Genomic DNA, 23,840 nt, shown 5'->3' with positions numbered 1-23,840 from the left:
ATGGTTCGACGCATCTTCTGGATGGCGGTCGGCGCCAGCGCCACCGTCTGGGCCATGAACAAGGCCAACGAGGCCGTTCACCGGCTCACCCCGGACAGCCTCTCCGGCACCGCCGCGCGCAGTGCGCTGCACCTGGGCGACGCGGCCAAGCGGTTCGCGCAGGACGTGAAGGCCGGCATGGCCGAGCGCGAGGAGCAGCTGCGCGAGGACCTCGGACTGGACGGCACCGCCGTCGTGGAGCCCGGGCGCCGCAGAGCCCGCCCGTCGCCCGCCGCCACCCTTCTTGGGAAGCGCTCCGCGCTGCCCCCATCAAGCGAGCCGCAGTACCGAGCTATCTCGGCGGCGCCCGGCAGCCCGGCCGCCGCCCTGCCTCCGTCCAGCAGTGCCCGCGCATCGTCCGACGGTGCCCGGACCACCCCAGCCATCGAAAAGACGCCCCGCCGCGCACTGCCGCAGCCGGGCGGTACCCCGAACCGGAAGGACCACTAATGGAGTCGGCAGAGATCCGCCGCCGCTGGCTGCGCTTCTTCGAGGAGCGCGGCCACACCGTCGTTCCGTCGGCGTCCCTGGTCGCCGACGACCCCACCCTGCTGCTGGTCAACGCCGGCATGGTGCCCTTCAAGCCGTACTTCCTGGGCGAGGTCAAGCCGCAGTTCTCGCGCGCCACCAGCGTCCAGAAGTGCGTGCGCACCCTGGACATCGAGGAGGTCGGGAAGACCACCCGGCACGGCTCCTTCTTCCAGATGTGCGGCAACTTCTCCTTCGGCGACTACTTCAAGGAAGGCGCCATCAAGTTCGCCTGGGAGCTGCTCACCGGCTCCGTCGCGGACGGCGGCTACGGCCTGGAGAAGGAGAAGCTCTGGATCACCGTCTACCAGGACGACGACGAGGCCGAGCAGATCTGGCGCGACGTCATCGGCGTGCCCGCCGAGCGCATCCAGCGCCTGGGCATGAAGGACAACTTCTGGTCGATGGGCGTCCCCGGCCCGTGCGGCCCGTGCTCGGAGATCAACTACGACCGCGGCCCCGCCTACGGCGAGGAGGGCGGCCCGGCCGTCAACGGCGAGCGCTACCTGGAGATCTGGAACCTGGTCTTCATGCAGTACGAGCGCGGCCACGGTGACGGCAAGGACGGTTTCGAGATCCTCGGCGACCTGCCGAGCAAGAACATCGACACCGGCCTCGGCCTCGAGCGCCTCGCCGCCATCCTGCAGGGCGTCGACAACCTCTTCGAGATCGACACCAGCCGGATGATCCTGGACCGGGCGGCCGAGCTGACCGGCCACACCTACGGCGCCGACCACAAGTCGGACGTCTCGCTGCGCGTGGTCACCGACCACATCCGCACCGCGCTGATGCTGATCGGCGACGGCGTCACCCCCGGCAACGAGGGCCGCGGCTACGTGCTGCGCCGCATCCTGCGCCGCGCCATCCGCAACATGCGCCTGCTGGGCGCCACCGGTGTGGTCGCCAAGGACCTGACGGACGTCGCCATCAAGGCGATGGCCCCGCAGTACCCGGAGCTGGAGAGCGACCGCAAGCGCATCGAGACGGTCGTCACCGGCGAGGAGACGGCCTTCCTGCAGACCCTGAAGGCCGGCACCAGCCTGCTGGACACCGCCGTCACCGAGACCAAGCAGTCCGGCGGCGCGGTGCTCTCCGGCGAGCAGGCGTTCAAGCTGCACGACACCTACGGCTTCCCGATCGACCTCACCCTGGAGATGGCCGAGGAGCAGGGCCTCCAGGTGGACGAGGCCGGGTTCCGCCGGCTGATGCAGGAGCAGCGGGACCGCGCCAAGGCGGACGCCAAGGCCAAGAAGATGGGCCACGCCGACGTCGCCGCGTACCGCGAGGTCGCCGACAAGGCCGGCGCCAGCGCGTTCACCGGCTACACCCTCACCGAGGGCGAGGCCACCGTGGTCGGCCTGCTGGTGGACGGCGTCCCGGCGCCGGCCGCCACCGAGGGCGACGAGGTCGAGATCATCCTCGACCGCACCCCGTTCTACGCCGAGGGCGGCGGCCAGCTCGCCGACCACGGCCGGATCCGGCTGGAGTCCGGCGCGGTCGTGGAGATCCGCGACGTGCAGCAGCCGGTGCCCGGGGTGATCGTGCACTCCGGCGGCGTGCTGTTCGGCGAGGTCGTGCTCGGCGCCTCGGCGTACGCCACCATCGACATCGACCGCCGCCGGGCGATCGCCCGCGCCCACTCGGCCACCCACCTGACCCACCAGGCGCTGCGGGACGCGCTCGGCCCGACGGCCGCCCAGGCCGGCTCCGAGAACGCCCCGGGCCGCTTCCGCTTCGACTTCGGCTCGCCCGCCGCCGTGCCCGGCAGCGTGCTGGTCGACGTCGAGCAGAAGATCAACGACGTGCTGACCCGTGAGCTGGACGTCACCGCCGAGGTCATGACGATGGACCAGGCCCGCAAGGCCGGCGCCATCGCCATGTTCGGCGAGAAGTACGGCGACGAGGTCCGGGTCGTCACCATCGGCGACTTCTCCAAGGAGCTGTGCGGTGGCACGCACGTCGGCAACACCGCCCAGCTGGGCCTGGTGAAGCTGCTCGGCGAGTCCTCGATCGGCTCCGGCGTGCGCCGCGTCGAGGCGCTGGTCGGCGTGGACGCGTACAAGTTCCTGGCCCGCGAGCACACCGTGGTCTCCCAGCTGACCGAGCTGGTCAAGGGCCGCCCGGAGGAGCTGCCGGAGAAGATCTCGGGCATGCTCGCCAAGCTCAAGGACGCCGAGAAGGAGATCGAGCGCTTCCGCGCCGAGAAGGTGCTGGCGGCCGCCGCCGGTCTCGCCGGCTCGGCCGAGGACGTGCAGGGCGTCTCGGTGGTCGCCGCCCGGGTCGCCGACGGCGTCGGCGCGGACGAGCTGCGCAAGCTGGTGCTGGACGTGCGCGGCCGGCTCGGCTCGCGCCCGGCCGTGGTCGCCGCCTTCACGGTGGCCAACGACCGCCCGCTCACCGTGATCGCCACCAACGAGGACGCCCGCGGGCGCGGCATCAAGGCCGGCGAGCTGGTCCGGGTCGCCGCCAAGACGCTCGGCGGCGGCGGTGGCGGCAAGGACGACGTCGCCCAGGGCGGCGGCACCAACGCGGCCGCGGTCGACGAGGCCATCGCCGCGGTGCGCGGCCTGGTCGCGGAGCGCGCCTCCTGATGTTCGACCAGGAGCAGGAGCGGCCCTTCCGGCGGGGGCGGCGGATCGCCGTCGACGTCGGTGACGCCCGGATCGGGGTCGCGTCCTGCGACCCCGACGGGGTGCTCGCCACACCGGTGGAGACCGTCCCCGCAGGGGTGAAGTCCCAGGCCCGGATCGCCGCCATCGTCGAGGAATACGACGCGGTGGAGGTGATCGTCGGCCTGCCGCGCTCGCTCAGCGGCAAGGAGGGACCGGCGGCGGAGAAGGTCCGCGCGTACGCGGTGCGGCTGGCGAACCGGCTCTACCCGGTGCCGGTCCGGCTGGTCGACGAGCGGATGTCCACCGTCACCGCGACCCACGGCCTGCGGGCCTCCGGGGTCAAGGCGAAGAAGGGCCGCTCGGTGGTCGACCAGGCCGCCGCGGTGGTGATCCTGCAGACCGCCCTTGAGTCCGAACGGGTGAGCGGGCGGCCTCCTGGTGAGAGCGTCGAGGCGGTCGGCTGACCGCTCTGTTCTAACGTCCCGGTGAGGGGCCCGTGCGGACGCGTCCGCACGGGCCCCTTGCTCCGTTCCGGGACCGCAGAGGGGGCGCAGTGACCGACCAGGACTTCACGCCCGGGCTCACCCCCGGCCACCTCGGTGCGCCGGTGATGGAGCCCGAGGGCCGCCCGCCCGGCGCGCGCCGTCCGCGCTCCGATGCACCCGATCCGCACCGTCGGCGCAACGGACTGGCCTGCGGGTTGACCGCGCTGGCCCTGATCGTGGTCTTCGGCGGGGCCGGACTGACCGGGTACACCTGGCTGCAGGGCCAGCAGCGGCCGCCGGCCGCCGCCGACTACGCGGGCGCCGGCAGCGGCGAGGTGCAGGTGTCGGTGCCCGAGGGCGCGGGCCTGACCCAGATCGCCTCGGCGCTGGTGCGCAACGGGGTGGTGGCCAGCTCGCTCGCCTTCACCCGGGCGGCGAAGGGCAGTGCGGCCGCGGCCGGCCGGATCCAGCCCGGCACCTACACGCTGCGGCAGAAGATGTCGGCGGCCTCGGCGCTCGCCGTCCTGGTCGACCCGGCCAACGCCAACGGCCTGACCATCCCCGAGGGCTGGCGCGGCAACCAGATCTACGCGGCGATCGACAAGAAGCTCCAGCTGCCCGAGGGCACCACCCAGCGCACCGCGCAGGAGCAGGGCGCCGAGCTGGGCCTGCCGGAGTTCGCCAACGGCAGCCCGGAGGGCTACCTCTTCCCCGCCACCTACAGCGTCACCACCGACACCACCGCGGCCGACCTGCTGAAGCAGATGGTCGAGCGGGCCGGCAAGGAGTTCGCCCGGGACGACGCGGAGGTCGTCGCCCAGAACCTCGGGCAGAGCGTGTACGGGCTGGTGACCATCGCGAGCATGGTCCAGGGCGAGGCGGACAACACCGAGGACATGGCCAAGGTGGCCCGGGTGATCTACAACCGGCTGGCGAAGAACATGCCGCTGCAGCTGGACTCGACCATCAACTACGCGCTCGGCCGTTCGACGCTGAACACCACCGTCACCGACACCAGGCTGGACTCGCCGTACAACACCTACCAGCACGCCGGGCTGCCGCCGACGCCGATCGGCAATCCGGGGCGGCAGGCGATCATGGCGGCGGTCGACCCGGCGCAGGGCGACTGGCTGTACTTCGTCACCGTGAAGCCGGGGGACACCCGGTTCACCGACAGCTTCGACGTGCAGCAGCGCAACGTGGCGGAGTTCAACGCCGTCCGGGCGGCGTCGGCGAGCGCAGCGGCGGCCTCCTCCCCGGCGTCGTCTCCGGCGGCTTCGGCGGGGGCCCCGAGCGCCGCCCCGACGGGTGGGTCACCGGATCCGGCGGGGCACTGAGACGGCGTCCGCCCTGCCGGGGGCGGCTCTGCGGTACGGTAACGTCTCCCTCCAGGCGATGCAGTAGCACGCCGGTTCGAGAACAATCCGGGACGCCGTCCCGGACGGCCGGTCCGATCCGCCGGCCGTCTCCGTCGGTATAAGGGGATCAATGACCGATCTGGGTGGGGGCTACGGCCCCCAGGGCTCCGAGCCGTGGCACCCCGGCGATCCGGGGTACGGCGGTCAGCAGCCGGTCCCCGGCCAGCAGGACGGCCAGTGGCAGCAGCATCCCCAGCAGGGCCGGCAGGGTCAGCAAGGCCAGCAGGGTCAGCAGCCTTACGGGCAGCAGATGCAGCAGCAGCAGTACGGCGGCCAGCAGGGCTATGCCCAGCAGGGCTACCCCGGCGGCGCCCAGGGTCAGCAGCAGTACGGACAGCCGATGCCGCAGCAGGGTCAGCAGCAGTATGGCGGTCAGCAGGGGTACCCGCAGCAGGGACAGGGCTACCCCGGTCAGCAGGGGTACCAGGGCGACCAGCAGGGCTACCCCCAGCAGGGCTTCCCGGGGGAGCAGGGCTTCCCCGGCCAGCAGCAGCAGAACTTCCAGGGGTACCCGCAGCAGGGGCAGCCGCAGCAGGGCTTCCCGCCGCAGGCGGGGCAGCAGCAGGGGCAGCACCCCGGCCAGCAGGGCCAGCCGATGCAGGGGCAGCCGATGCCCGGGCAGCAGGGCCAGCCGATGCCGGGCCAGCAGCAGCCCGGTCGGCCGCAGGCCGGCGCGCAGTCCCCGGCCCAGCGCCGACCGCAGGCCGCGCAGCCGGCCGGCGTCGGTCCGGACGGCATCGACTGGGAGGCCGAGGCCGCCGCGCTGGAGGCCGGCGGCCACCCGGTCGAGGTGGAGCCCGAGCCGGCCGAGGAGGAGTGGGACGGCCACCACGACGACTACGTCGAGGGCGGCGAGGACGAGCAGGGCGGCTTCCTCGGCGAGGAGGACAACTCCCGCGAGGGCAAGAAGAAGCGCAAGGAGAAGGGCAAGAAGTCCGGCCGGCGCAACGGTGGCGCCTGCCTGGTGGTCGCGCTGGTCCTGATGGGCGGCGTCGCGGCGGGCGGCTGGTGGGGCTACGGCTTCTACCAGGACCACTTCGGCCCGCCGCCGGACTTCAAGGGCGAGGGCACCGGCAGCGTCCAGATCGAGGTCAAGCAGGGTGCCACCGGCGGCCAGGTGGGCATCTCGCTGAAGAACGCCGGCGTGGTGAAGAGCGTCAAGGCGTACACCAACGTCTGCGACAACGACGCCAAGTGCAAGGGCATCCAGCCGGGCTTCTACGCCCTGAAGAAGGAGATGTCGGCCTCGGCCGCCTTCCAGGCCCTGGTCGACCAGGCCGGCGGCGCCGCCCTGGTGCTGCCCGAAGGCCTCAACTCCACCGAGGTCTACGCCAAGATCGACGACAAGCTGAAGCTGCAGAAGGGCACCACGGCGGGCGTCGCCAAGGCCCAGGTGGCCGGCCTCGGCCTGCCGCCCTACGCGAACGGCAACATCGAGGGCTTCCTCTGGCCGACGCGCTACAACATCGCCGACGGCATGAAGCCCGAGGACCTGCTCAAGCAGATGGTGAAGAACGCCACCGAGAAGTACGCGAGCCTGGACGGGGAGGCCTCCAAGGCGGGCCTCAAGAACGGCTACGAGGTGCTCATCGAGGCGAGCATCCTGCAGCGCGAGGGCAACAACCCGACCGACTTCGCCAAGATGGCCAGGACCATCCAGAACCGGCTGGCCAGCGCCACCGTCAACCACACGCTCGGCATGGACACCACGCTCCAGTACGCGCTCGGGCGCAAGCAGCTGGACAAGAAGGACATCCAGGACGGGTCCAACAAGTACAACACCTACATCAACCCGGGCCTGCCGCCGGGGCCGATCTCCAACCCGGGCGACGACGCGATCAAGGCGGTGCTCAACCCGGCCGAGGGCAAGTGGCTGTACTTCATCGCGATGTCCCCCACCCGTACCGAGTTCTCGGAGACGGACAAGGAGCACTTCGGCTACGTCGAGCAGTACTGCAAGGCGGCCGGCCAGGGCTTCGACAAGGTGGGCGGTCACTGCACCACCGCCAAGTAGCCGCCACCGCACCGCCGTCCACGGAGAAGCAGCGTTGACCAGCAAGCACCGGGCAGCCGTTCTCGGCTCGCCGATCGCCCACTCGCTCTCGCCGGACCTGCACCGGGCCGCCTTTGCGGCGCTCGGTCTGGACGGCTGGCGCTACGACCGCTTCGAGGTGGACGAGGCCGGCCTGCCCGGTTTCCTCGCCGGGCTGGACGAGGCCGAGTGGACGGGCCTGTCGCTCACCATGCCGCTCAAGCGGGCGGTCATCCCGCTGCTGGACGAGGTGAGCGCGACCGCGCGCTCGGTGGACGCGGTGAACACCGTGCTGTTCACCGCGGACGGGCGGCGGGTGGGGGACAACACCGACGTCCCCGGGCTGGTGAACGCGCTGAGCGAGCGGGGGATCACCGAGGTGCCGGCCGCGGCCGTGCTCGGCGCCGGGGCGACCGCCTCCTCGGCGCTGGCCGCGCTCGCCCAGGTCTGCACCGGCGAGGTGACGGTCTACGTGCGCGGCCCGGAGCGGGCCCGGGAGATGGCCGAGCTGGGCGAGCGGCTGGGCGTCGCCGTCCGGACGGCCGACTGGGAGCGCGGCGCGGAGGCGCTGGCGCACCCGCTGACCGTCTCCACCACCCCGGCGGGGGCCACCGACGGCTTCGCGCAGGAGCTGACGGCCGAGCCGGGCGCGCTGTTCGACGTGCTGTACCACCCGTGGCCGACCGCCCTCGCCGCCGCCTGCGCGAAGCACGGCGCGACCGTCCTGGGCGGTCTGGACCTGCTGGTCCACCAGGCGGTCCTGCAGAGCGAGCGCTTCACCGGCCGTACCCCGGGCCCGCTGGCCGCCGTCCGCGCGGCGGGCGAGGCGGCCCTGGCCGGGCGGTAGCGCGGGGGAGGCGTCCGCCACCCGGCCGGTGGCCGTCCGCCACCCGGACTCCGCGCCCGGGGGTGCTCCGGGCATGAAAGGATTCAGGGGAGAAGGCACGCCCGGGCGGGCCGCGGCAGGGGCCGTGGCCGGTCCGCTGACGAAGGAGCTCCGTTGGGTACGTTGCGCTGGCTGACGGCGGGGGAGTCGCACGGCCCCGCACTCGTCGCGACGCTGGAGGGCCTGCCCGCGGGCGTTCCGGTCACCACCGAGGTGGTGGCCGACGCACTCGCGCGCCGCCGGCTCGGCTACGGCCGCGGCGCCCGGATGAAGTTCGAGCAGGACGAGGTCACCTTCCTCGGCGGGGTCCGGCACGGCGAGACCATGGGCAGCCCGGTGGCGATTATGGTCGGCAACACCGAGTGGCCGAAGTGGGAGCAGGTCATGTCGGCCGACCCGATCGACCCGGAGGTGCTGGCCGGACTGGCCCGCAACGAGGCGCTGACCCGCCCGCGCCCCGGCCACGCCGACCTCGCCGGCATGCAGAAGTACTCGATCGACGAGGCCCGCCCGATCCTGGAGCGCGCCAGCGCCCGGGAGACGGCCGCCCGGGTCGCGCTCGGCGCCGTCGCCCGCGCGTACCTCAAGGAGACCTGCGGCATCGAGATCGTCAGCCACGTGGTGGAGCTGGCGGCCGCCAAGGCCCCGGCCGGCGTGCTGCCGCTGCCCTCCGACGAGGCCCGGCTGGACGCCGACCCGGTGCGCTGCCTGGACCAGGACGCCTCGAAGGCGATGGTCGCCGAGATCGACCAGGCCCACAAGGACGGCGACACCCTCGGCGGCGTGGTCGAGGTGCTGGCCTACAACGTCCCGGTCGGCCTCGGCTCGCACGTGCACTGGGACCGCCGCCTGGACGCGCGGCTGGCCGCCGCGCTGATGGGCATCCAGGCGATCAAGGGCGTCGAGGTCGGCGACGGCTTCGACCTGGCCCGCGTCCCCGGCTCGCAGGCGCACGACGAGATCGTGCCGACCGCCGAGGGCATCAAGCGCACCTCCGGCCGCTCGGGCGGCACCGAGGGCGGCCTCTCCACCGGTGAGCTGCTGCGGGTCCGCGCGGCGATGAAGCCGATCGCCACCGTCCCGCGCGCCCTGCAGACCCTGGACGTGCGCACCGGCGAGCCTGCCAAGGCCCACCACCAGCGCTCCGACGTGTGCGCCGTGCCGGCCGCCGGCATCGTCGCCGAGGCGATGGTCGCGCTGGTGCTGGCCGACGCGGTGAGCGAGAAGTTCGGCGGCGACCACGTCTCCGAGACCCGCCGCAACGTCCAGGGCTACCTGGACAACCTGATCGTCCGATGACCGCACCCCTGGTGGTGCTGGTCGGCCCGCCCGGCAGTGGCAAGTCCACCGTCGGGCGGGCCCTCGCCGAGCGCCTCGGCGTCGGCTTCCGGGACACCGACGCCGACATCGAGCAGCTGGCCGGCAAGCCGATCCCGGAGATCTTCATCGACGAGGGCGAGCCGCACTTCCGCGCGCTGGAGACGGCGGCCGTGCGCACCGCCGCCGAATCCCACGGCGGCGTGCTGGCGCTCGGCGGCGGCGCGGTGCTGGCCGAGGCCACCCGCGCGCTGCTGCGCGACCTGCCGGTGGCCTTCCTGGAGGTCCCGCTGGCCGACGCGGTCAAGCGGGTCGGCCTGGACGCCCCCCGCCCGCTGCTGGCCGTCAACCCCCGGGCCCGCTGGCGCGAGCTGATGGAGGCCCGCCGCCCCCTCTACCTGGAGGTGGCCACCGCCGTCGTCGACACCGCCGGACGCACGCCCGGACAGGTCGCGGACGCCGTACTGGAAGCACTGGAGCTGAAGACCCCCCATGACTGACACCGTCAGGATTCACGTCGGCGGCAGCGCCGGCCACGACCCGTACGACGTGCTGATCGGGCACCAGCTGCTCGGCGAGCTGGCGCCGCTGATCGGCACCCGGGCGCGGCGGGTGGCGATCATCCACCCGGAGGCGCTGGAGGCCACCGCGGACGCGATCCGCGAGGACCTGCTCGGCGAGGGCTACGAGGCGATCGTCCTCCAGGTGCCCAACGCCGAGGAGGCGAAGAGCGCCGAGGTCGCCGCGTACTGCTGGTCGGTGCTCGGGCAGACCGGGTTCACCCGCAGCGACGTGGTCGTCGGGCTGGGCGGCGGCGCCACCACCGACCTGGCCGGCTTCGTCGCCGCGACCTGGCTGCGCGGGGTGCGCTGGGTCTCCATGCCCACCACGCTGCTCGGCATGGTCGACGCGGCGGTCGGCGGCAAGACCGGCATCAACATCGCCGAGGGCAAGAACATGGTCGGCGCCTTCCACCCGCCGGTGGGCGTGCTGGCGGACCTCGACACCCTGGAGACCGTCCCGAAGCACGACTACGTCTCCGGGCTCGCCGAGGTCATCAAGTGCGGCTTCATCGCCGACCCGGCCATCCTCGACCTGATCGAGGCCGACCCGGAGGGCGCGAAGAGCCCGTCCGGGCCGCACACCGTCGAGCTGATCCAGCGGGCCATCCAGGTCAAGGCCGACGTGGTCTCCGGGGACCTCAAGGAGTCCGGCCTGCGGGAGATCCTCAACTACGGCCACACCCTCGGGCACGCCATCGAGCGCAACGAGCGCTACAAGTGGCGGCACGGCGCGGCGATCTCCATCGGCATGGTGTTCGCCGCCGAGCTCGGCCGGCTGGCCGGGCGGCTGGACGACGAGACCGCCGACCGCCACCGCGCGGTGCTGGCCTCGGTCGGCCTGCCGCTGACCTACCGCGCGGACGCCTGGCCGAAGCTGCTGGACGCCATGAAGATCGACAAGAAGTCGCGCGGCGACCTGATCCGCTTCATCGTCCTGGACGGCCTGGGCAGGACCTCCGTCCTGGAGGGCCCCGACCCGTCGCTGCTGGTCGCGGCCTACGCGGAGGTCTCCGCGTGACCAGGGTGATGGTGCTCAACGGCCCCAACCTCGGCCGGCTCGGCAGCCGCGAGCCGGACGTCTACGGCGCCACCTCGTACGCAGGGCTGGTCGAGCGCTGCACCGCGCTCGGCCGCGAGTTCGGCTTCGAGGTCGAGGTGCACGAGACCAACTCCGAGCAGCAGATGGTGGAGTGGCTGCACGAGGCGGCCGACGGCGGGGTGCCCGTGGTGATCAACCCGGGTGCCTTCACCCACTACTCGTACGCGATGCGCGACGCCGCCTCGCAGCGGACGGCGCCGCTGATCGAGGTGCACATCTCCAACCCGTACGCGCGGGAGGTCTTCCGGCACACCTCGGTCATCGCCGCGGTCGCCTCCGGCACCATCGCCGGCTTCGGCCTCGGCTCGTACGAACTGGCCCTGCGCGCCCTCGCCGAGCAGCTCACCACGCGCTGACCGCCCGGTGACCCCCCGGTGACTCCCGGGTGATCCGGGGCTGAGCCCTGGTCAGCGGCCTGCCGACGGCCCGGCGTCGGCCCGGCGGCGGACTGTGCCCGCCGCCGGGCCGCCGTGTAGTGTCCCCGCTGAAAGATGTCGGGAGGTGACCGTGACGCAGTACTCCGGGGGTGGAGAGCTCCCCCCACGTCCCGTCGCTCCGCCGGCCCCGGCGTACCCCGGTACCGCCACCGCCGCGCCGCAGCCCGGGTACGGCGGCCACCCGCCGGCGCCGTCCGCCCCGGTGCCGCCGGGTGCCGTGCCTCCCGGTCCGGTGCCGCCGGGTGCCGTGCCGCCGGTCCCGCCGCCGCCCGCTCCGCCCGTCGGTGTTCCGGTGCCCGCCGCCGCCCGGCCGGCGCCGAGCGCGCCGGTGCCCGCGGGGTCGACCGGGCACTTCCTGCTTCCCTCCGGCGCTCCCGTGCAGCTCCCGGCCCACCCGCCGCAGCAGCACACGCCGGCCGGCCCGCTGGCCGTCCTGCTGATCGGCCCGGCCGGCGCCGGGAAGACCACCGTCGCCCGGCACTGGGCCGAGCGCCGCCCCACCCCGACGGCGCACATCAGCCTGGACGACGTCCGCGAGTGGGTGCAGGCCGGCTTCGCCAACCCGCAGTCCGGCTGGAACAACGCCTCCGAGGCGCAGTACCGGCTGGCCCGCCGGACCTGCGGCTTCGCCTGCCGCAACTACCTCGCCAACGGCATCTCCTGCATCATCGACGACGCCGTCTTCCCCGACCGCCCGGCGATCGGCCTCGGCGGCTGGAAGCGGCACATCGGGCCCGGGATGATCCCCGTGGTGCTGCTGCCCAGCCTGGACTCGGTGCTCAGCCGCAACGCCCGGCGCAGCGGCAACCGCCGCCTCAGCGACGAGGAGGTGGCCCGGATCCACGGGCGGATGGCGGGCTGGTACAACTCGGGGCTGCCGATCATCGACAACTCCCACCTGGACGTCGCCGCCACCGCCGCCGAGCTGGACCGCGTCATCCTGGCCCGGCTGATGGGAATCCCGGTCCGCTGACCGCTGACCGCGGGCCCGGCCGGAGTGTCGGTGCCGACTGCGATGATGGACGCGTCCAGTCGAACCAACGGGGGGAGCCGACGCCCGTGCCGGAAGGCCACATCATCCACCGTCTCGCCGCCGAGAACCGCACGGCCTTCGGCGGCCGCCCCGTCCGGGTGTCCAGCCCGCAGGGCCGGTTCGCGGACGACGCCGCCGTGATCGACGGCCAGGTGCTGGCCGAGGCCGAGGCCACCGGCAAGCACCTCTTCCTCGGGTTCGAGGAGGGCGCCTGGGTGCACATCCACCTCGGCCTCTACGGCGGCTTCACCTTCGCCCCGGGCCCCGCGCCCGAGCCGGTGGGGCTGGTCCGGCTCCGGCTGGAGAACGACGAGGGCTACGCCGACCTGCGCGGCCCCAACACCTGTGAGCTGATCACCGGGGCCGAGAAGGCCGCCGTCGCCGCCAGGCTCGGGCCCGACCCGCTGCGGGCGGACGCCGATCCGGAGCTCGCCTGGCGGCGGATATCCGGCAGCCGCACGACGGTCGCCGCGCTGCTGATGGACCAGAAGGTGCTGGCCGGGGTCGGCAACGTCTACCGCGCCGAGGTGCTGTTCCGGCTGGGCATCAGCCCGCACCGGGCCGGGCGCGACCTGCGCCGCGCCGAGTGGGACGCCATCTGGGCCGACCTGGTGGACCTGATGCGCGAGGGGGCGGACGCGGGCCGGATCGACACCGTCCGGCCGGAGCACACCCCCGAGGCGATGGGCCGGCCCCCGCGGGTCGACGACCACGGCGGCGAGGTCTACGTCTACCGCCGGGCCGCGATGCCCTGCCTGGTCTGCGGTACCGACGTGCGCACGGAGGCGCACGCCGCGCGCAACCTGTTCTGGTGCCCGGGCTGCCAGCGGGTCTGACCAGGCGCACCCCGCCCGGGCGCGTCGGGTCTGCCGGTGCGCGCCCGGACACCCCTGTGCCGGGGGCGGGCCGGACAGGACCTGGGTGCGGGGTGCTCAGCGCGGCGCACGCTGCCCGGCGTCACGGGCCACCGTCCACGCGGCCGCGGCGCCGGCCAGGCAGAGCGGCGTGTAGACGGCCAGGTTGAGCCGGTAGAAGGCCGAGTCGGTCTCGGCTCCGATCCCGGCCGCCCAGACCAGCCCCGCCAGTCCGCGCGCGAGCAGTCCGCCCGCGACCGCGCGCGGACCCCACCGCAGGGCGAGGGCCGGCAGTCGGCGGGCGGTGGCGGGCATTACCCCGCCGCGGGCCGCCACCAGCGCGGCGCCCGAGAACAGCAGCGCGGCGAGCGGCAGCACCACCCGCGGGGTGAAGGGCACGTCGGCGTTGAGCACCAGCTGCGACAGCGCCGCGGTGTCCGGCGCCGGCCAGGTGCGGCCGGTGGCCCAGTAGACGTGCAGCAGCCCGTCGGCGGCGAGCACGGTGGCGATGGCGAGCGCGGCGGTACGGCGGCGATTCATGGCGACCCCTCGGATGTCCCGGCAGTGTGTCGCCCCACAGGAGCCGCCCCGGCGGGCGGACGTTCCCGTGGCGAGCGTCACAGTGGAAAGCGGTGCGGACGAGGGAACGTCCGGCGGTTTCGGCGCCTCTGATCGGACGTGGATGGTCCCGACACCCCAACGGATACCGCCGTGCTGGTCCGTGCCGCCCAGCGCGGCGACCAGCTGGCCGTCAGCGAACTGCTGGAGCTGGTCACACCGTACGTGCGCCGGCTCTGCGGTCCGATCGCGCTGGACGACGGGCCGGACGCGACCCAGGAGGCGCTGATCGCGGTGTTCCGCCGACTGCGCCAGCTCAAGGACCCGGCCGCGCTGTTCGGCTGGGTCCGCTCGATCGCCGTCCGCGAGGCGGTCCGGCATGTGCGGCGGGTCGCCCGCTGCGTCCCCGCCGACCTCTCCGAGCTGCCCCGCCCCGGCGATCCGCAGCTCGCCACCGACATCGAGGACGTCCTCGCCCGGCTCACCCCCGAGCACCGTGCCGTCCTGGTGCTGCGCGACATCGAGGGCCTGGACGAGCGGGCCACCGCCGACCTGCTGGGCGTGGCGACCGGCACCGTGAAGTCCCGGCTGTCCCGGGCCCGACTCAGCTTCCGAAGGGCGTGGCAGCAGTGACCGAGCGCATCCCCTGGCCGGTAGCCGACTTCGACCCGGTCCGCCGCCTGCACGTCATCGCCGCCGCCACCCCGGGCGGCGCCGTCCACGAGACGGTGATCGACGTCCCGTTCGACCAGGTCTGGGCGGTGGCCGCGGACCTGGAGGGCCGACTGCCGCGCTGGCTGCCCGACATCCGGTCGGTCCGCCTCGGCGAGGGCCCGGCGGAGGGCCGCCGGCAGGCCCTGGTGGTCGGCCACTCCCGTCTGCGCGCCCGCTTCGACGTCGAGCAGGCGCCGGGCTGGTGCCTGATGCGCAGCCGCTTCCTACTCGGGGGTCTGGCCGCGAGGCCCGAGTCGGACGGCACCCGCTTCGCCTTCCTCGGGGCGTTCCGGCTGCCCGGCGCGGCCCTGCTCGCCCGCGCCCTCCACCCCGTCACCGAGCCGCTGGCGGACCGTTCGCTGCGCCGCTTCGAACGCCTGGTCCGGGAAGGCTGAGGGCGGTCCGGCTCACGGGTCGGTTCCACACCCGGGCGGGACGGCGCCGAGCGCGGCGGAGGGCGGGTCAGCCCGTGGCGGTGGCCGGTCCGGGCTGCTCGATGACGGGCTCGTGGTGCTCGGCGGCGGCGCACTCGTCGAGCAGGGGGCGCAGGGTGTCGTCCACGAGCCGGTAGCGCACCACGCGTCCGTCCTTGTCGCCGGTGACGGCGCCGGCCGTGCGGAGCAGCCGCAGCGCCTGGGAGACGGCCGGATCGCGCATCCCGGTGGCCACCGCCAGGTCGCTGACGGCGAGCGGGCCGGCCCGGTGCAGGGCGAGCAGCAGGGCGAGTCGGCCGGGATCGGCGAGCAGGGAGAACCGCTCGGCCCAGGAGCGGACGTGCGCGGTGTCGCCGATCGCGGCGATGGCCTCGCAGACCCGGTGCCCGTCGATGGTGCGCCGGCCCTCGCGGTCGGCCGGTACGAGATGCATGGGCCCATTCTTGCAGCCGGCCCGGGTGGCCGCCGGGCTGTGATCCTGGACACCTGCGCAGGTGCGCAGCCTTGCAAGGGTGTTGCGAGGGGCCCTACGGTGTTGCCCGCCGTGGTGTTCGGGAAGACCGGTGACGGACCTTCAGAGGTCCCCAGTCCGGAGCGGCCCTCGCCACTGTGATCGGGGGGAGTCGTCCTATCCACGACGCCACTGGGTGCCTCGCGCACCTGGGAAGGCGGGTACGGACGCCCCGTAAGCCAGGAGACCGGCCACGGCATCTCACGAACGTCATTCCACGAGGTGCTGGAGCGTGATCCCACGATGACCCTGCCCGAAACCGCCGCTGCGCCGGCGCCGTCCGCCGTGCTGCCGTCCTTCCGCTGGCGGCGGGAGGACACGATCCGCACGGCAGGGCTCATGGGGGTGATCCTGGCCATGCACGTGGTGGCCTTCGGGACGCTCGTCTTCCTGGTCGCCCCCCAGGAGTACGCGGTCGGCACCCAGGTCTTCGGGGTGGGCCTGGGTGTCACCGCGTACACGCTCGGCATGCGGCACGCCTTCGACGCGGACCACATCGCGGTGATCGACAACACCACCCGCAAGCTGATGGCGGACGGCAAGCGGCCCGTCTCGGTGGGCTTCTGGTTCGCCCTCGGACACTCCTCGATGGTGGTCCTGATGGCCGCCCTGGTGGCGGGCGGCGCCCAGCTGGCCAACACGCTGATGGACGACGAGTCCGCCACCCACAAGTGGCTCGGAGTGGTCGGCACCACCGCCTCCGGGGCCTTCCTCTACCTGATCGGCGCGCTCAACCTGGTCGCCCTGCTGGGCATCCTGAAGGTGTTCCGGTCGATGCGGGCCGGGCGGTTCGACGAGGCGGAGCTGGAGGAGCACCTCAACGCGCGCGGCTTCCTGGCCCGGGTGCTGAACCGGGCCACCCGCTCGATCACCCGGCCCGGCCAGATGTTCCCGGTGGGCATGGTCCTCGGCCTCGGCTTCGACACCGCGACCGAGGTGACGCTGATGGTGATGGCCGGCTCCGGCGCGGCGGCGGGCCTGCCCTGGTACGCGATCGTCTGCCTGCCGCTGCTGTTCGCGGCGGGGATGAGCCTGTTCGACACCCTGGACGGGACGTTCATGAACTTCGCCTACCAGTGGGCGTTCTCCAACCCGGTGCGCAAGGTGTTCTACAACCTGACCATCACCGGGCTGTCGATCGCGGTGGCCTTCGTCATCGGCACGATCGAGCTGGTCGGGGTGCTGCACGAGAAGCTGGATCTGACCGACCCGGTCAGCGGGTGGATCGCGGAGCTGTCGCTGGACAACGTCGGCTACGTGCTCGTCGGCCTCTTCGTGGTGGTCTGGGGCGCGGCGATCGCGTACTGGCGGCTGGCCAGGGTCGAACAGCGCTGGACCCCGTCCCCGGACGGGGCTCCGGCTCCGGCTCCGACGGAGGTCTGAGGCCGCCCGGGGCGGGGGCTGCCCGGTCGGGTCTGCTCGGCGGGCGGATCGGGGTGGGGCTCCGTAGGCTCGACGCATGGCTGATGCGTACGCGGGCCGGCGGGAGCGGCTGAGGGAGCACTGCAGTGCGTCCGGGGCCGATGCGGCGCTGATCACCCGGCCGGCGAACGTCCGGTACCTGACCGGATGCCCGCCGTGCGGGGCGAGTGTGCTGCTCACCCGGGAGCGGGTGGTGCTGGCCCTGCCGGACGACCTGCCGCCGGACGACACCGGGGACCGCGCGATCGGCGAGGACCTCACCCAGCTGCCGGTGGCCGCCGGCGCGGACACCGTGCTGGCCGCGGCCGCCGCGGCCGTCCGGCTGCGGGTCGCGGACCTGGCGGTCGAGGAGCACGACCTGACCGTCAGCCGGCACCGCGCGGTGGCCGGGCTGGCCGAGGGCGTCCGGCTGGCGGACCTGGCGCAGGCCGTCGAACGGCTGCGCGCGGTCAAGGACGAGCACGAGATCGCCGACCTGCGGATCGCGGCCGAGATCGCCGACCAGGCGCTCGGCGAGCTGCTGGAGTCGATCCTCGTCGGCCGCACCGAGCGGCACCTGGCGATGGAGCTGGAGCGCCGGATGATCGACCACGGCGCCGACCGGGCGGCCTTCCCGGTCTCCGTCGGCACCGGCAGCCACTCCGGGCAGCAGGCCCACCAGCCCACCGACCGCCGGGTCGAGGAGGGCGACTTCCTCACCGTCGTGCTCGGTGCCCAGTACCGCGGCTACGGCGTCTCCACCGCCCGGACCTTCGTGATCGGGGCCGCGCCCGCGCCCTGGCAGGTGGAGCTGCACCGGCTGGTGTTCCGGGCCCAGCGGGCCGCCCGGGAGGCGCTCGGCCCGGGCGTGGAGCAGTACGTACCCGACCAGGCCGCCCGGGAGATCCTCCAGGCCGCGGGGCACACCGAGGCCTCTCCCCACCCGGTCGGCCACGGCATCGGGCTGGAGATCCGGGAGGCGCCGCGCCTGGGGCCCTCGGACATGGGTAAACTGGACAGCCGCGTGCCGGTCACCGTCGGTCCTGGGGTCCACCTCCCGGGGAAGGGCGGTGTCCGGATCGAGGACACGCTCGTGGTGCGCCCCCTCGAAGAGGGCGGACCCGAGCTGCTCACCATCACCACCAAGGAGCTCCTCGCCCTGTGACCCGCGGCCGTCGTGCGGCTGCTGCGGGCGGCAGGACGCAACCCTTGGTTCCTTGACAGCTATATCCAGGAGTTAGTGCGCCCGTGGCTTCCACGAACGATCTCAAGAACGGCATGGTCCTCAAGCTGGAGGGCGGCAAGCTCTGGTCCGTCGTCGAGTTCCAGCACGTCAAGCCCGGCAAGGGCCCGGCCTTCGTGCGCACGAAGCTCAAGGAGGTCCTGACGGGCAAGGTCGTCGACAAGACCTTCAACGCCGGCACCAAGGTCGAGACCGCCAATGTCGACAAGCGCGGCATGCAGTTCTCGTACAAGGACGGCGAGAACTTCGTGTTCATGGACACGGACACGTACGACCAGACCACGATCGAGCCCGCCGTCGTCGGCGACGCCGCGAAGTACCTGCTCGAGGGCTTCGAGGCCCTCGTCGCCATGTACGACGGTTCGGCGCTGTACGTCGAGCTCCCCGCCTCGGTCGAGCTGACCATCTCGCACACCGAGCCCGGCGTCCAGGGCGACCGCTCCACCGGCGGCTCCAAGCCGGCCACCCTGGAGACCGGCGCCGAGATCGCCGTCCCGCTCTTCATCGTCACCGGCGAGAAGATCAAGGTCGACACCCGCGACGGCAGCTACCTCGGCCGGGTGAAGTAAGTCCGTGTCGGCCGCACGCAGCAAGGCCCGCACGCGGGCCTTCCAGATCCTCTTCGAGGCCGACCACCGCGGGGTCGACCCGCAGCAGGTCCTCGCCGACTGGGTGGCCCGCGCCCGGGACCCCAAGCCCGACGAGGGCACCCCCCAGGTCGGCGAGTACACCATGGAGCTGATCGAGGGTTACGTTCAGCACGCCCGCCGGATCGACGACCTGATCTCGCAGTACGCGGTGGGCTGGACGCTCGACCGGATGCCGATCGTGGACCGCAACGTCCTGCGGCTCGGCGCGTACGAGCTGATCTGGGAGGACGGTGTCCCGGACGCGGTCGTCCTGGACGAGGCCGTCGAGATCGCCAAGGAGTTCTCCACGGACGACTCCCCGGCCTTCGTCAACGGCCTGCTCGCCCGCTTCCTGGAGCTGAAGCCGAGCATTCGGCGGTAGTAGGACGCGCAGTGGCCGACGGCCGCCGGACCGGAAATGGTCCGGCGGCCGTCGTGCGTTCAACCGGGTGGCGTATGTTGGGCCCCTACTCACCGGTAACCCCCGCAGTGAAGGGCAGGCCACCCCCATGACCACGGCGACCCGCAGCGAGTTCGACCAGGGCATCGCGCTCACCCCGCACCCGGACGAGCCCGGCCGCTACGACGGCGACCTGGGCACCGGCTGGCAGATCGGCGGCGGGGTGAACGGCGGACTGCTGCTCGCGATGGCCGGCCACGCGCTCTCCCTGGAGCACGGCGACCACCCCGACCCGGTCTCGATCAGCGGCTACTACCTCTCGGCCTCCCGCCCCGGCCCGGCCACCGTGCGCACCGAGGTGCTGCGCACCGGCCGCGGCCTGTCCACCGGCACCGCCTCGCTCAGCCAGGACGGTGTGGAGCGGCTGCGGGTGGTCGCCAGCCACGGCGACCTCGCCACCGCCGACGGCGAGGTGCGCACCAGTGCGACCCCGCCGCAGCTGCCGCCGCCGGACCAGTGCATCGGCATGGAGCACGCCCCCCGCCAGCTGATCGAGCAGGCCGCTCTGCTGGAGCGCTTCGACCTCAGACTCGACCCGGCCACCGTCGGCTGGGCGCTCGGACAGCCGTCCGGCAACGGGCGGATCCAGGGCTGGTTCAAGCTCGCCGACGGCCGCGACCCCGACCCGCTGCTGCTCCTGCTGGTCGCCGACGCGCTGCCGCCCGTCACCTTCGACCTCGGGATGCCCGGCTGGGCGCCCACCGTCGAGCTCACCGTCCACCTGCGGGCCAGGCCGGTACCCGGCTGGCTGCGGGTGACGCACGCCACCCGCAACCTGGCCGGCGGCTACTTCGAGGAGGACGCCGAGGTCTGGGACGAGTCCGGACGCCTGGTCGCGCAGTCCCGCCAGCTGGCCCGGGTGCCGCGCCAGGCCTGACCCGCCCCCGCGCGGGCGCCTGAAGACGGGCCCTGGGGCCCGGTCAGGGCGCCCGGCACGCACGGCTCACCGTCGGTTACATTCCTGTGACACGCCGTACGTGTGCGGCACGCGGGGTTGGGGAGGACAACGGTCAGCGGCACCCCCGCCGCTGACCGCACCCGCCCCCAGGAGCCCTCGATGAGCCGCAACGGCCGCGCCCGCCGCACCACCGACTGCACCGCCGCCGCAGGCCCCCGCCCCCGGGCGCGGTCGCTGCACGAGCGGCGCCGGGCCGACCGCGGTGAGCAGGCCTTCGTCATCGGCATCCTGACCAGCGAGGCCGACTTCGAGCGGGCCCGGGCCTGGAAGCTGTCCGACGCCCCCGACTACGACCGGTACCTGTGCGACACCGCCGAACTGCTCACCGAGGCGCGGCGGCGCTTCCGCACGGTCCGGGCCCGGATGTTCCACCCGCAGGACTTCGCGGAGTTCTGCCTGCTGCACGGGGTCGATCCGGCCGAGCCGGCCGCCCGCGACCGCTACCTGGTCAACCCCCCGCTGCAGACCCAGCTGCTGGCCTATCAGGGCGAGGAGCTGACCGGGGACTTCCTCCCGCGGCTGGCCCGCGCCCGGGAGAACGGGCTGACGCTGCGCCACGCCGACCTGCTGCTCGACGGGGGCCTCTACGCGGAGGGTCCGGCCGGTGCGGGCGGCGCGGGCGGCGGTGCAGGTGCGGACGGCGGGGCCGGTACGGACGCCGCGGGGGCGGTGCAGGCGCGGTCGGTCCGGGAGGCCTACCAACGCGGCGCCGAGGTGTTCCGCCGGATGCTGGTCGGGGCCGGCTGCGGGGTCTACGAGCTGCGCGTGGCGGTGGACGCGCCGGGCGGGCGGCTGTCCGCCGCGGCCCGGGTGCTGCAGTGGGAGGACGGCGTCGTCCGGATCAACGACGAGGACCTGGAGCTGGTCTGTGCGGTGCTCTGCGCGGGCCTGGCCCGGGAGCTGCCCGGCCTGGCGGTACTGCACGGCTCGCAGGGCTCGGCGGCGGCCTGCGGGGAGTACCGGCCGATCGCGTGGGCCTGGGCGAGCGGCGGTCAGGACTGGGCGCCCACCGCGGCCGCGGTGCGGCTGGACGGGGTGCCGGCGGAGCCGGGCTTCAGCCTCGGCACGGTCTGCTGAGCCCCGCGGTGGAAAGCGCGACGGCGCGGTCCCCGGTGGAATGCCGGGGGCCGCGCCGTGACGTTTCTGCAGGCCCTGCACGGGCCGCCTGTGGAGCCGGTGGGGCGAGCGGTCAGCTCGCCTCCTCCTCGCGCACCGCGCGGCGCGCGTCGGGGTTCAGCACGCCCCAGGAGATCAGCTGCTCGGTCAGGATCGACGGCGACTGGTCGTAGATCACGGCCAGCGTGCGGAGGTCGTCCTGGCGGATCGAGAGCACCTTGCCGTTGTAGTCGCCGCGCTGGCTCTGGATGGTCGCCGCGTAGCGCTGCAGCGGACCGGCCTTCTCGGAGGGGACCTGGGTCAGTCTCTCCAGGTCCAGCACCAGGCGCGGCGGCGGCTCGGCCGCGCCGCCGGGCGTGCCGCCGGGCAGCAGCTCCTGCACGGGGACGCCGTAGAACTCCGCCAGCTCGGCCAGCCGCTGCACGGTGACCGCACGGTCGCCGCGCTCGTACGAGCCGACGACGACTGCCTTCCATCGCCCCTGGGACTTCTCCTCGACACCGTGCAGGGAGAGCCCCTGCTGAGTGCGGATCGCTCGGAGCTTGCCTCCGAGTTGCTTCGCGTAGTCGCTGGACATTGATCTCCCCGGACGAGATTGCTTCGCGTTCAGTGGTGGGTCACGGGCGATTGCCGACGTCGTTACCGGTGGGTTCGACGCCAGTCTCGTAACTCACTGTGAGGTTACGTAGAGTGAGGTAGTTGCGTCAAGCCGAATGGGGCAGTCGTGCGAATGGCCCGCATCGGGGGCGCGTCGCAGGCGTTAACCGGGTGAAGCGGAATGGTGGAGGTCCATTTGCCGCCGGCCGCGCTGGTAGCATGGCCGGAGCCCGCGCCGCGTCGGCGGGGGCGTTCCAGACATCCTTTAAGGCCCGTCCAGTGAGGCGGGGAAGGAGGTCCGCTTCGGCATGACCGCACACCACGAATCGACGCCACGGCCGCCGCACCAGGTGCTGGACGGTACGGACATCACCCGGGTGATCACCCGGATAGCGCACGAGATCGTCGAGCGCGCCAAGGGCGCGGAGGACGTCGTGCTGCTCGGCATCCACACCAGGGGCGTCCATCTGGCCCGCCGCCTGCACGCCAGGCTGGCCCAGATCACCGGCACCGAGATCCCGCTCGGCACCCTGGACATCACGATGTACCGGGACGACCTGCGGCTGAAGCCCGCGCGCGCCCTGGAGCACACCGAGATCCCGTCCGGCGGCATCGACGGCAAGCTCGTCATCCTCGTCGACGACGTGCTCTTCTCCGGCCGCACCATCCGGGCCGCGCTCGACGCGCTCAACGACATCGGCCGCCCGCGCGCCGTCCAGCTCGCCGTGCTGGTCGACCGCGGCCACCGCGAGCTGCCGATCCGCGCCGACTACGTGGGCAAGAACCTCCCCACCTCGCTGCGCGAGGCCGTGCAGGTCCGCCTCGCCGACACCGACGGCGTGGACGCCGTCCTGGTCGGCGACCGCGACTACACCGCCCGCTCCTCGCAGGCCCTGGCCGCCCAGCCGTCCGAACCGCACCTCCCGGAGTAGCCCGCGTGAAGCGCCACCTCGTCTCCGCCGCCGATCTCACCCGCGACGACGCGCTGCTGATCCTGGACACCGCCGAGGAGCTGGCCCAGCTCTCCGGACGGGCCGTCAAGAAGCTGCCCACGCTCCGTGGCCGCACCGTCGTCAACCTGTTCTTCGAGGACTCCACCCGCACCAAGACCTCCTTCGAGGTCGCCGAGAAGCGGCTGTCCGCCGACGTCATCAACTTCTCCGCCAAGGGCTCCTCCGTCTCCAAGGGCGAAAGCCTCAAGGACACCGCGCTCACCCTGCAGGCGATGGGCGCCGACGCGGTCGTCATCCGGCACCACGCCTCCGGCGCGCCGGCCCGGCTGGCCCAGTCCGACTGGCTGCACGGCAGCGTCATCAACGCCGGTGACGGCACCCACGAGCACCCCACCCAGGCGCTGCTCGACGCCTTCACCATGCGCCGCCACCTCAACCCCGGGGCCGGCCACGACCTCGCGGGCCGCCGGGTGACCATCGTCGGCGACGTCCTGCACAGCCGGGTCGCCCGCTCCAACGTGCACCTGCTCACCACCCTCGGCGCCCAGGTCACCTTCGTCGCCCCGCCGACGCTGGTGCCGATCGGCATCGAGAACTGGCCCTGCGAGGTCAGCTACGACCTGGAGAGCGTGCTCCCCAAGACGGACGCGCTGATGATGCTGCGGGTGCAGCGCGAGCGGATGAACGCCGCGTTCTTCCCGACCGAGCGCGAGTACAGCCGCCGCTACGGCCTGGACGGCCCGCGGATGGCGCAGCTGCCCGAGCACGCCATCGTGATGCACCCCGGTCCGATGGTCCGCGGGATGGAGATCACCGCCGAGGTCGCCGACTCACCGCGCTGCACGGTGGTCGAGCAGGTCGCCAACGGCGTCTCCGTCCGGATGGCCGTCCTGTACCTGCTGCTCGGCGGAGCCACCCTCGCCGACGCCCCCCGCACCGACTCCAGCGAGACCGCCCAGTGAA

Annotated in this window: 26 protein-coding genes and 1 riboswitch; of the genes, 22 read left to right on the top strand and 4 right to left on the bottom strand. The window is 73.3% G+C overall.

The features are described 5' to 3' along the window. The 4 genes from ACIGZJ_RS16090 (at window position 1) to mltG (ACIGZJ_RS16075) (ending at window position 5,001) form a co-directional block, all read left to right on the top strand. Window positions 1-489, top strand: a complete 489-nt coding sequence (locus tag ACIGZJ_RS16090; RefSeq protein WP_396457793.1) for a DUF6167 family protein — start codon at window positions 1-3, stop codon at window positions 487-489. Then, complete coding sequence (gene alaS, locus ACIGZJ_RS16085; RefSeq protein WP_396457792.1) at window positions 489-3,158, top strand: alanine--tRNA ligase; 2,670 nt, start codon at window positions 489-491, stop codon at window positions 3,156-3,158. The genes ACIGZJ_RS16090 and alaS overlap by 1 nt, the downstream gene beginning before the upstream one ends. Then, the gene (gene ruvX / locus ACIGZJ_RS16080; protein WP_392933902.1) at window positions 3,158-3,643 is read left to right on the top strand and encodes a Holliday junction resolvase RuvX; all 486 of its coding nucleotides are present in this window, start codon (window positions 3,158-3,160) and stop codon (window positions 3,641-3,643) included. Before alaS ends, ruvX begins: the two co-directional genes overlap by 1 nt. An 89-nt stretch (window positions 3,644-3,732) precedes the next feature. After that, window positions 3,733-5,001, top strand: coding sequence for an endolytic transglycosylase MltG (gene mltG, locus ACIGZJ_RS16075; protein WP_396457791.1), 1,269 nt, complete (start codon window positions 3,733-3,735; stop codon window positions 4,999-5,001). A gap of 148 nt (window positions 5,002-5,149) precedes the next feature. On the opposite strand, the gene ACIGZJ_RS16070 is transcribed toward mltG (ACIGZJ_RS16075), so the two are convergent. Continuing rightward, complete coding sequence (locus ACIGZJ_RS16070; RefSeq protein WP_396457790.1) at window positions 5,150-5,656, bottom strand: hypothetical protein; 507 nt, start codon at window positions 5,654-5,656, stop codon at window positions 5,150-5,152. Window positions 5,657-5,692: 36 nt separating this feature from the next. Between ACIGZJ_RS16070 and mltG (ACIGZJ_RS16065) the strand changes: the two genes are divergently transcribed. The 8 genes from mltG (ACIGZJ_RS16065) to ACIGZJ_RS16030 all read left to right on the top strand — a co-directional run bounded on the left by mltG (ACIGZJ_RS16065) (window position 5,693) and on the right by ACIGZJ_RS16030 (window position 13,285). Further along, complete coding sequence (gene mltG / locus ACIGZJ_RS16065; protein WP_396457789.1) at window positions 5,693-7,096, top strand: endolytic transglycosylase MltG; 1,404 nt, start codon at window positions 5,693-5,695, stop codon at window positions 7,094-7,096. Between the two features lie 34 nt (window positions 7,097-7,130). Further along, complete coding sequence (locus ACIGZJ_RS16060; protein ID WP_396457788.1) at window positions 7,131-7,961, top strand: shikimate dehydrogenase; 831 nt, start codon at window positions 7,131-7,133, stop codon at window positions 7,959-7,961. Between the two features lie 153 nt (window positions 7,962-8,114). Next, on the top strand, window positions 8,115-9,299 hold the full coding sequence (gene aroC, locus ACIGZJ_RS16055; protein ID WP_396457787.1) for a chorismate synthase: 1,185 nt from the start codon (window positions 8,115-8,117) through the stop codon (window positions 9,297-9,299). Next, on the top strand, window positions 9,296-9,817 hold the full coding sequence (locus tag ACIGZJ_RS16050; RefSeq protein ID WP_396457786.1) for a shikimate kinase: 522 nt from the start codon (window positions 9,296-9,298) through the stop codon (window positions 9,815-9,817). The genes aroC and ACIGZJ_RS16050 overlap by 4 nt, the downstream gene beginning before the upstream one ends. Continuing rightward, window positions 9,810-10,898: a 3-dehydroquinate synthase gene (gene aroB, locus ACIGZJ_RS16045; RefSeq protein WP_396457785.1), complete on the top strand. Its 1,089-nt coding sequence runs from the start codon at window positions 9,810-9,812 to the stop codon at window positions 10,896-10,898. The genes ACIGZJ_RS16050 and aroB overlap by 8 nt, the downstream gene beginning before the upstream one ends. 8 nt (window positions 10,899-10,906) lie before the next feature. Beyond that, on the top strand, window positions 10,907-11,335 hold the full coding sequence (gene aroQ / locus ACIGZJ_RS16040; protein ID WP_396457921.1) for a type II 3-dehydroquinate dehydratase: 429 nt from the start codon (window positions 10,907-10,909) through the stop codon (window positions 11,333-11,335). A gap of 151 nt (window positions 11,336-11,486) precedes the next feature. Next, window positions 11,487-12,389, top strand: coding sequence for an ATP-binding protein (locus ACIGZJ_RS16035; protein WP_396457784.1), 903 nt, complete (start codon window positions 11,487-11,489; stop codon window positions 12,387-12,389). Between the two features lie 86 nt (window positions 12,390-12,475). Then, the gene (locus ACIGZJ_RS16030) at window positions 12,476-13,285 is read left to right on the top strand and encodes an Fpg/Nei family DNA glycosylase (RefSeq protein ID WP_396457783.1); all 810 of its coding nucleotides are present in this window, start codon (window positions 12,476-12,478) and stop codon (window positions 13,283-13,285) included. Between the two features lie 96 nt (window positions 13,286-13,381). Here ACIGZJ_RS16030 and ACIGZJ_RS16025 read toward each other — a convergent pair whose 3' ends face one another. Further along, a complete protein-coding gene (locus ACIGZJ_RS16025) occupies window positions 13,382-13,843 on the bottom strand; it encodes a DUF3995 domain-containing protein (protein WP_396457782.1) in 462 nt (153 codons plus the stop codon). A gap of 171 nt (window positions 13,844-14,014) precedes the next feature. On the opposite strand from ACIGZJ_RS16025, the gene ACIGZJ_RS16020 reads away from it, so the two are divergent. After that, complete coding sequence (locus ACIGZJ_RS16020; protein WP_396457781.1) at window positions 14,015-14,494, top strand: RNA polymerase sigma factor; 480 nt, start codon at window positions 14,015-14,017, stop codon at window positions 14,492-14,494. Next, window positions 14,491-14,970, top strand: a complete 480-nt coding sequence (locus tag ACIGZJ_RS16015; protein WP_396457780.1) for an SRPBCC family protein — start codon at window positions 14,491-14,493, stop codon at window positions 14,968-14,970. The genes ACIGZJ_RS16020 and ACIGZJ_RS16015 overlap by 4 nt, the downstream gene beginning before the upstream one ends. Window positions 14,971-15,037: 67 nt before the next feature. Here ACIGZJ_RS16015 and ACIGZJ_RS16010 read toward each other — a convergent pair whose 3' ends face one another. Beyond that, on the bottom strand, window positions 15,038-15,442 hold the full coding sequence (locus ACIGZJ_RS16010; protein ID WP_396457779.1) for an ArsR/SmtB family transcription factor: 405 nt from the start codon (window positions 15,440-15,442) through the stop codon (window positions 15,038-15,040). A 95-nt stretch (window positions 15,443-15,537) separates the two neighbouring features. Beyond that, a riboswitch (cobalamin riboswitch) is annotated at window positions 15,538-15,731 on the top strand. A 32-nt stretch (window positions 15,732-15,763) separates the two neighbouring features. Here ACIGZJ_RS16010 and ACIGZJ_RS16005 point away from each other — a divergent pair. The 6 genes from ACIGZJ_RS16005 to ACIGZJ_RS15980 all read left to right on the top strand — a co-directional run bounded on the left by ACIGZJ_RS16005 (window position 15,764) and on the right by ACIGZJ_RS15980 (window position 21,288). After that, window positions 15,764-16,903 (top strand): HoxN/HupN/NixA family nickel/cobalt transporter, encoded by a 1,140-nt coding sequence (locus ACIGZJ_RS16005; protein ID WP_396457777.1) that lies wholly within the window; start codon window positions 15,764-15,766, stop codon window positions 16,901-16,903. A 76-nt stretch (window positions 16,904-16,979) separates the two neighbouring features. Further along, the gene (locus ACIGZJ_RS16000) at window positions 16,980-18,086 is read left to right on the top strand and encodes a M24 family metallopeptidase (protein WP_396457776.1); all 1,107 of its coding nucleotides are present in this window, start codon (window positions 16,980-16,982) and stop codon (window positions 18,084-18,086) included. A gap of 83 nt (window positions 18,087-18,169) precedes the next feature. Then, window positions 18,170-18,733 carry an elongation factor P gene (gene efp / locus ACIGZJ_RS15995; protein ID WP_396457775.1) on the top strand — a complete coding sequence of 188 codons (564 nt, stop codon included), beginning with the start codon at window positions 18,170-18,172 and terminating at the stop codon, window positions 18,731-18,733. Between the two features lie 4 nt (window positions 18,734-18,737). Next, entirely contained in the window at window positions 18,738-19,175 is a 438-nt protein-coding gene (nusB, locus tag ACIGZJ_RS15990; RefSeq protein WP_350521226.1) for a transcription antitermination factor NusB, read from the top strand. A gap of 127 nt (window positions 19,176-19,302) precedes the next feature. Next, on the top strand, window positions 19,303-20,130 hold the full coding sequence (locus ACIGZJ_RS15985; RefSeq protein WP_392933938.1) for a thioesterase family protein: 828 nt from the start codon (window positions 19,303-19,305) through the stop codon (window positions 20,128-20,130). Between the two features lie 180 nt (window positions 20,131-20,310). After that, window positions 20,311-21,288 (top strand): hypothetical protein, encoded by a 978-nt coding sequence (locus tag ACIGZJ_RS15980; RefSeq protein WP_396457774.1) that lies wholly within the window; start codon window positions 20,311-20,313, stop codon window positions 21,286-21,288. Between the two features lie 112 nt (window positions 21,289-21,400). Here the strand turns inward: ACIGZJ_RS15980 and ACIGZJ_RS15975 are convergent, their stop codons facing one another. Next, window positions 21,401-21,904: a transcriptional regulator gene (locus tag ACIGZJ_RS15975; RefSeq protein ID WP_031072501.1), complete on the bottom strand. Its 504-nt coding sequence runs from the start codon at window positions 21,902-21,904 to the stop codon at window positions 21,401-21,403. 328 nt (window positions 21,905-22,232) lie between these two features. Between ACIGZJ_RS15975 and pyrR the strand changes: the two genes are divergently transcribed. Next, window positions 22,233-22,856: a bifunctional pyr operon transcriptional regulator/uracil phosphoribosyltransferase PyrR gene (pyrR, locus tag ACIGZJ_RS15970; RefSeq protein ID WP_396457773.1), complete on the top strand. Its 624-nt coding sequence runs from the start codon at window positions 22,233-22,235 to the stop codon at window positions 22,854-22,856. 5 nt (window positions 22,857-22,861) lie between these two features. Continuing rightward, window positions 22,862-23,839, top strand: a complete 978-nt coding sequence (locus tag ACIGZJ_RS15965; RefSeq protein ID WP_396457772.1) for an aspartate carbamoyltransferase catalytic subunit — start codon at window positions 22,862-22,864, stop codon at window positions 23,837-23,839. Window position 23,840 lies beyond the last annotated feature (1 nt).

Source organism: Kitasatospora sp. NPDC052868 (assembly GCF_044547105.1).
In the GTDB taxonomy this organism is placed as follows: domain Bacteria; phylum Actinomycetota; class Actinomycetes; order Streptomycetales; family Streptomycetaceae; genus Kitasatospora.
The sequence above is the reverse complement of the archived record's forward strand: the minus strand, read 5'-3'. Positions and strand labels throughout refer to the sequence as shown.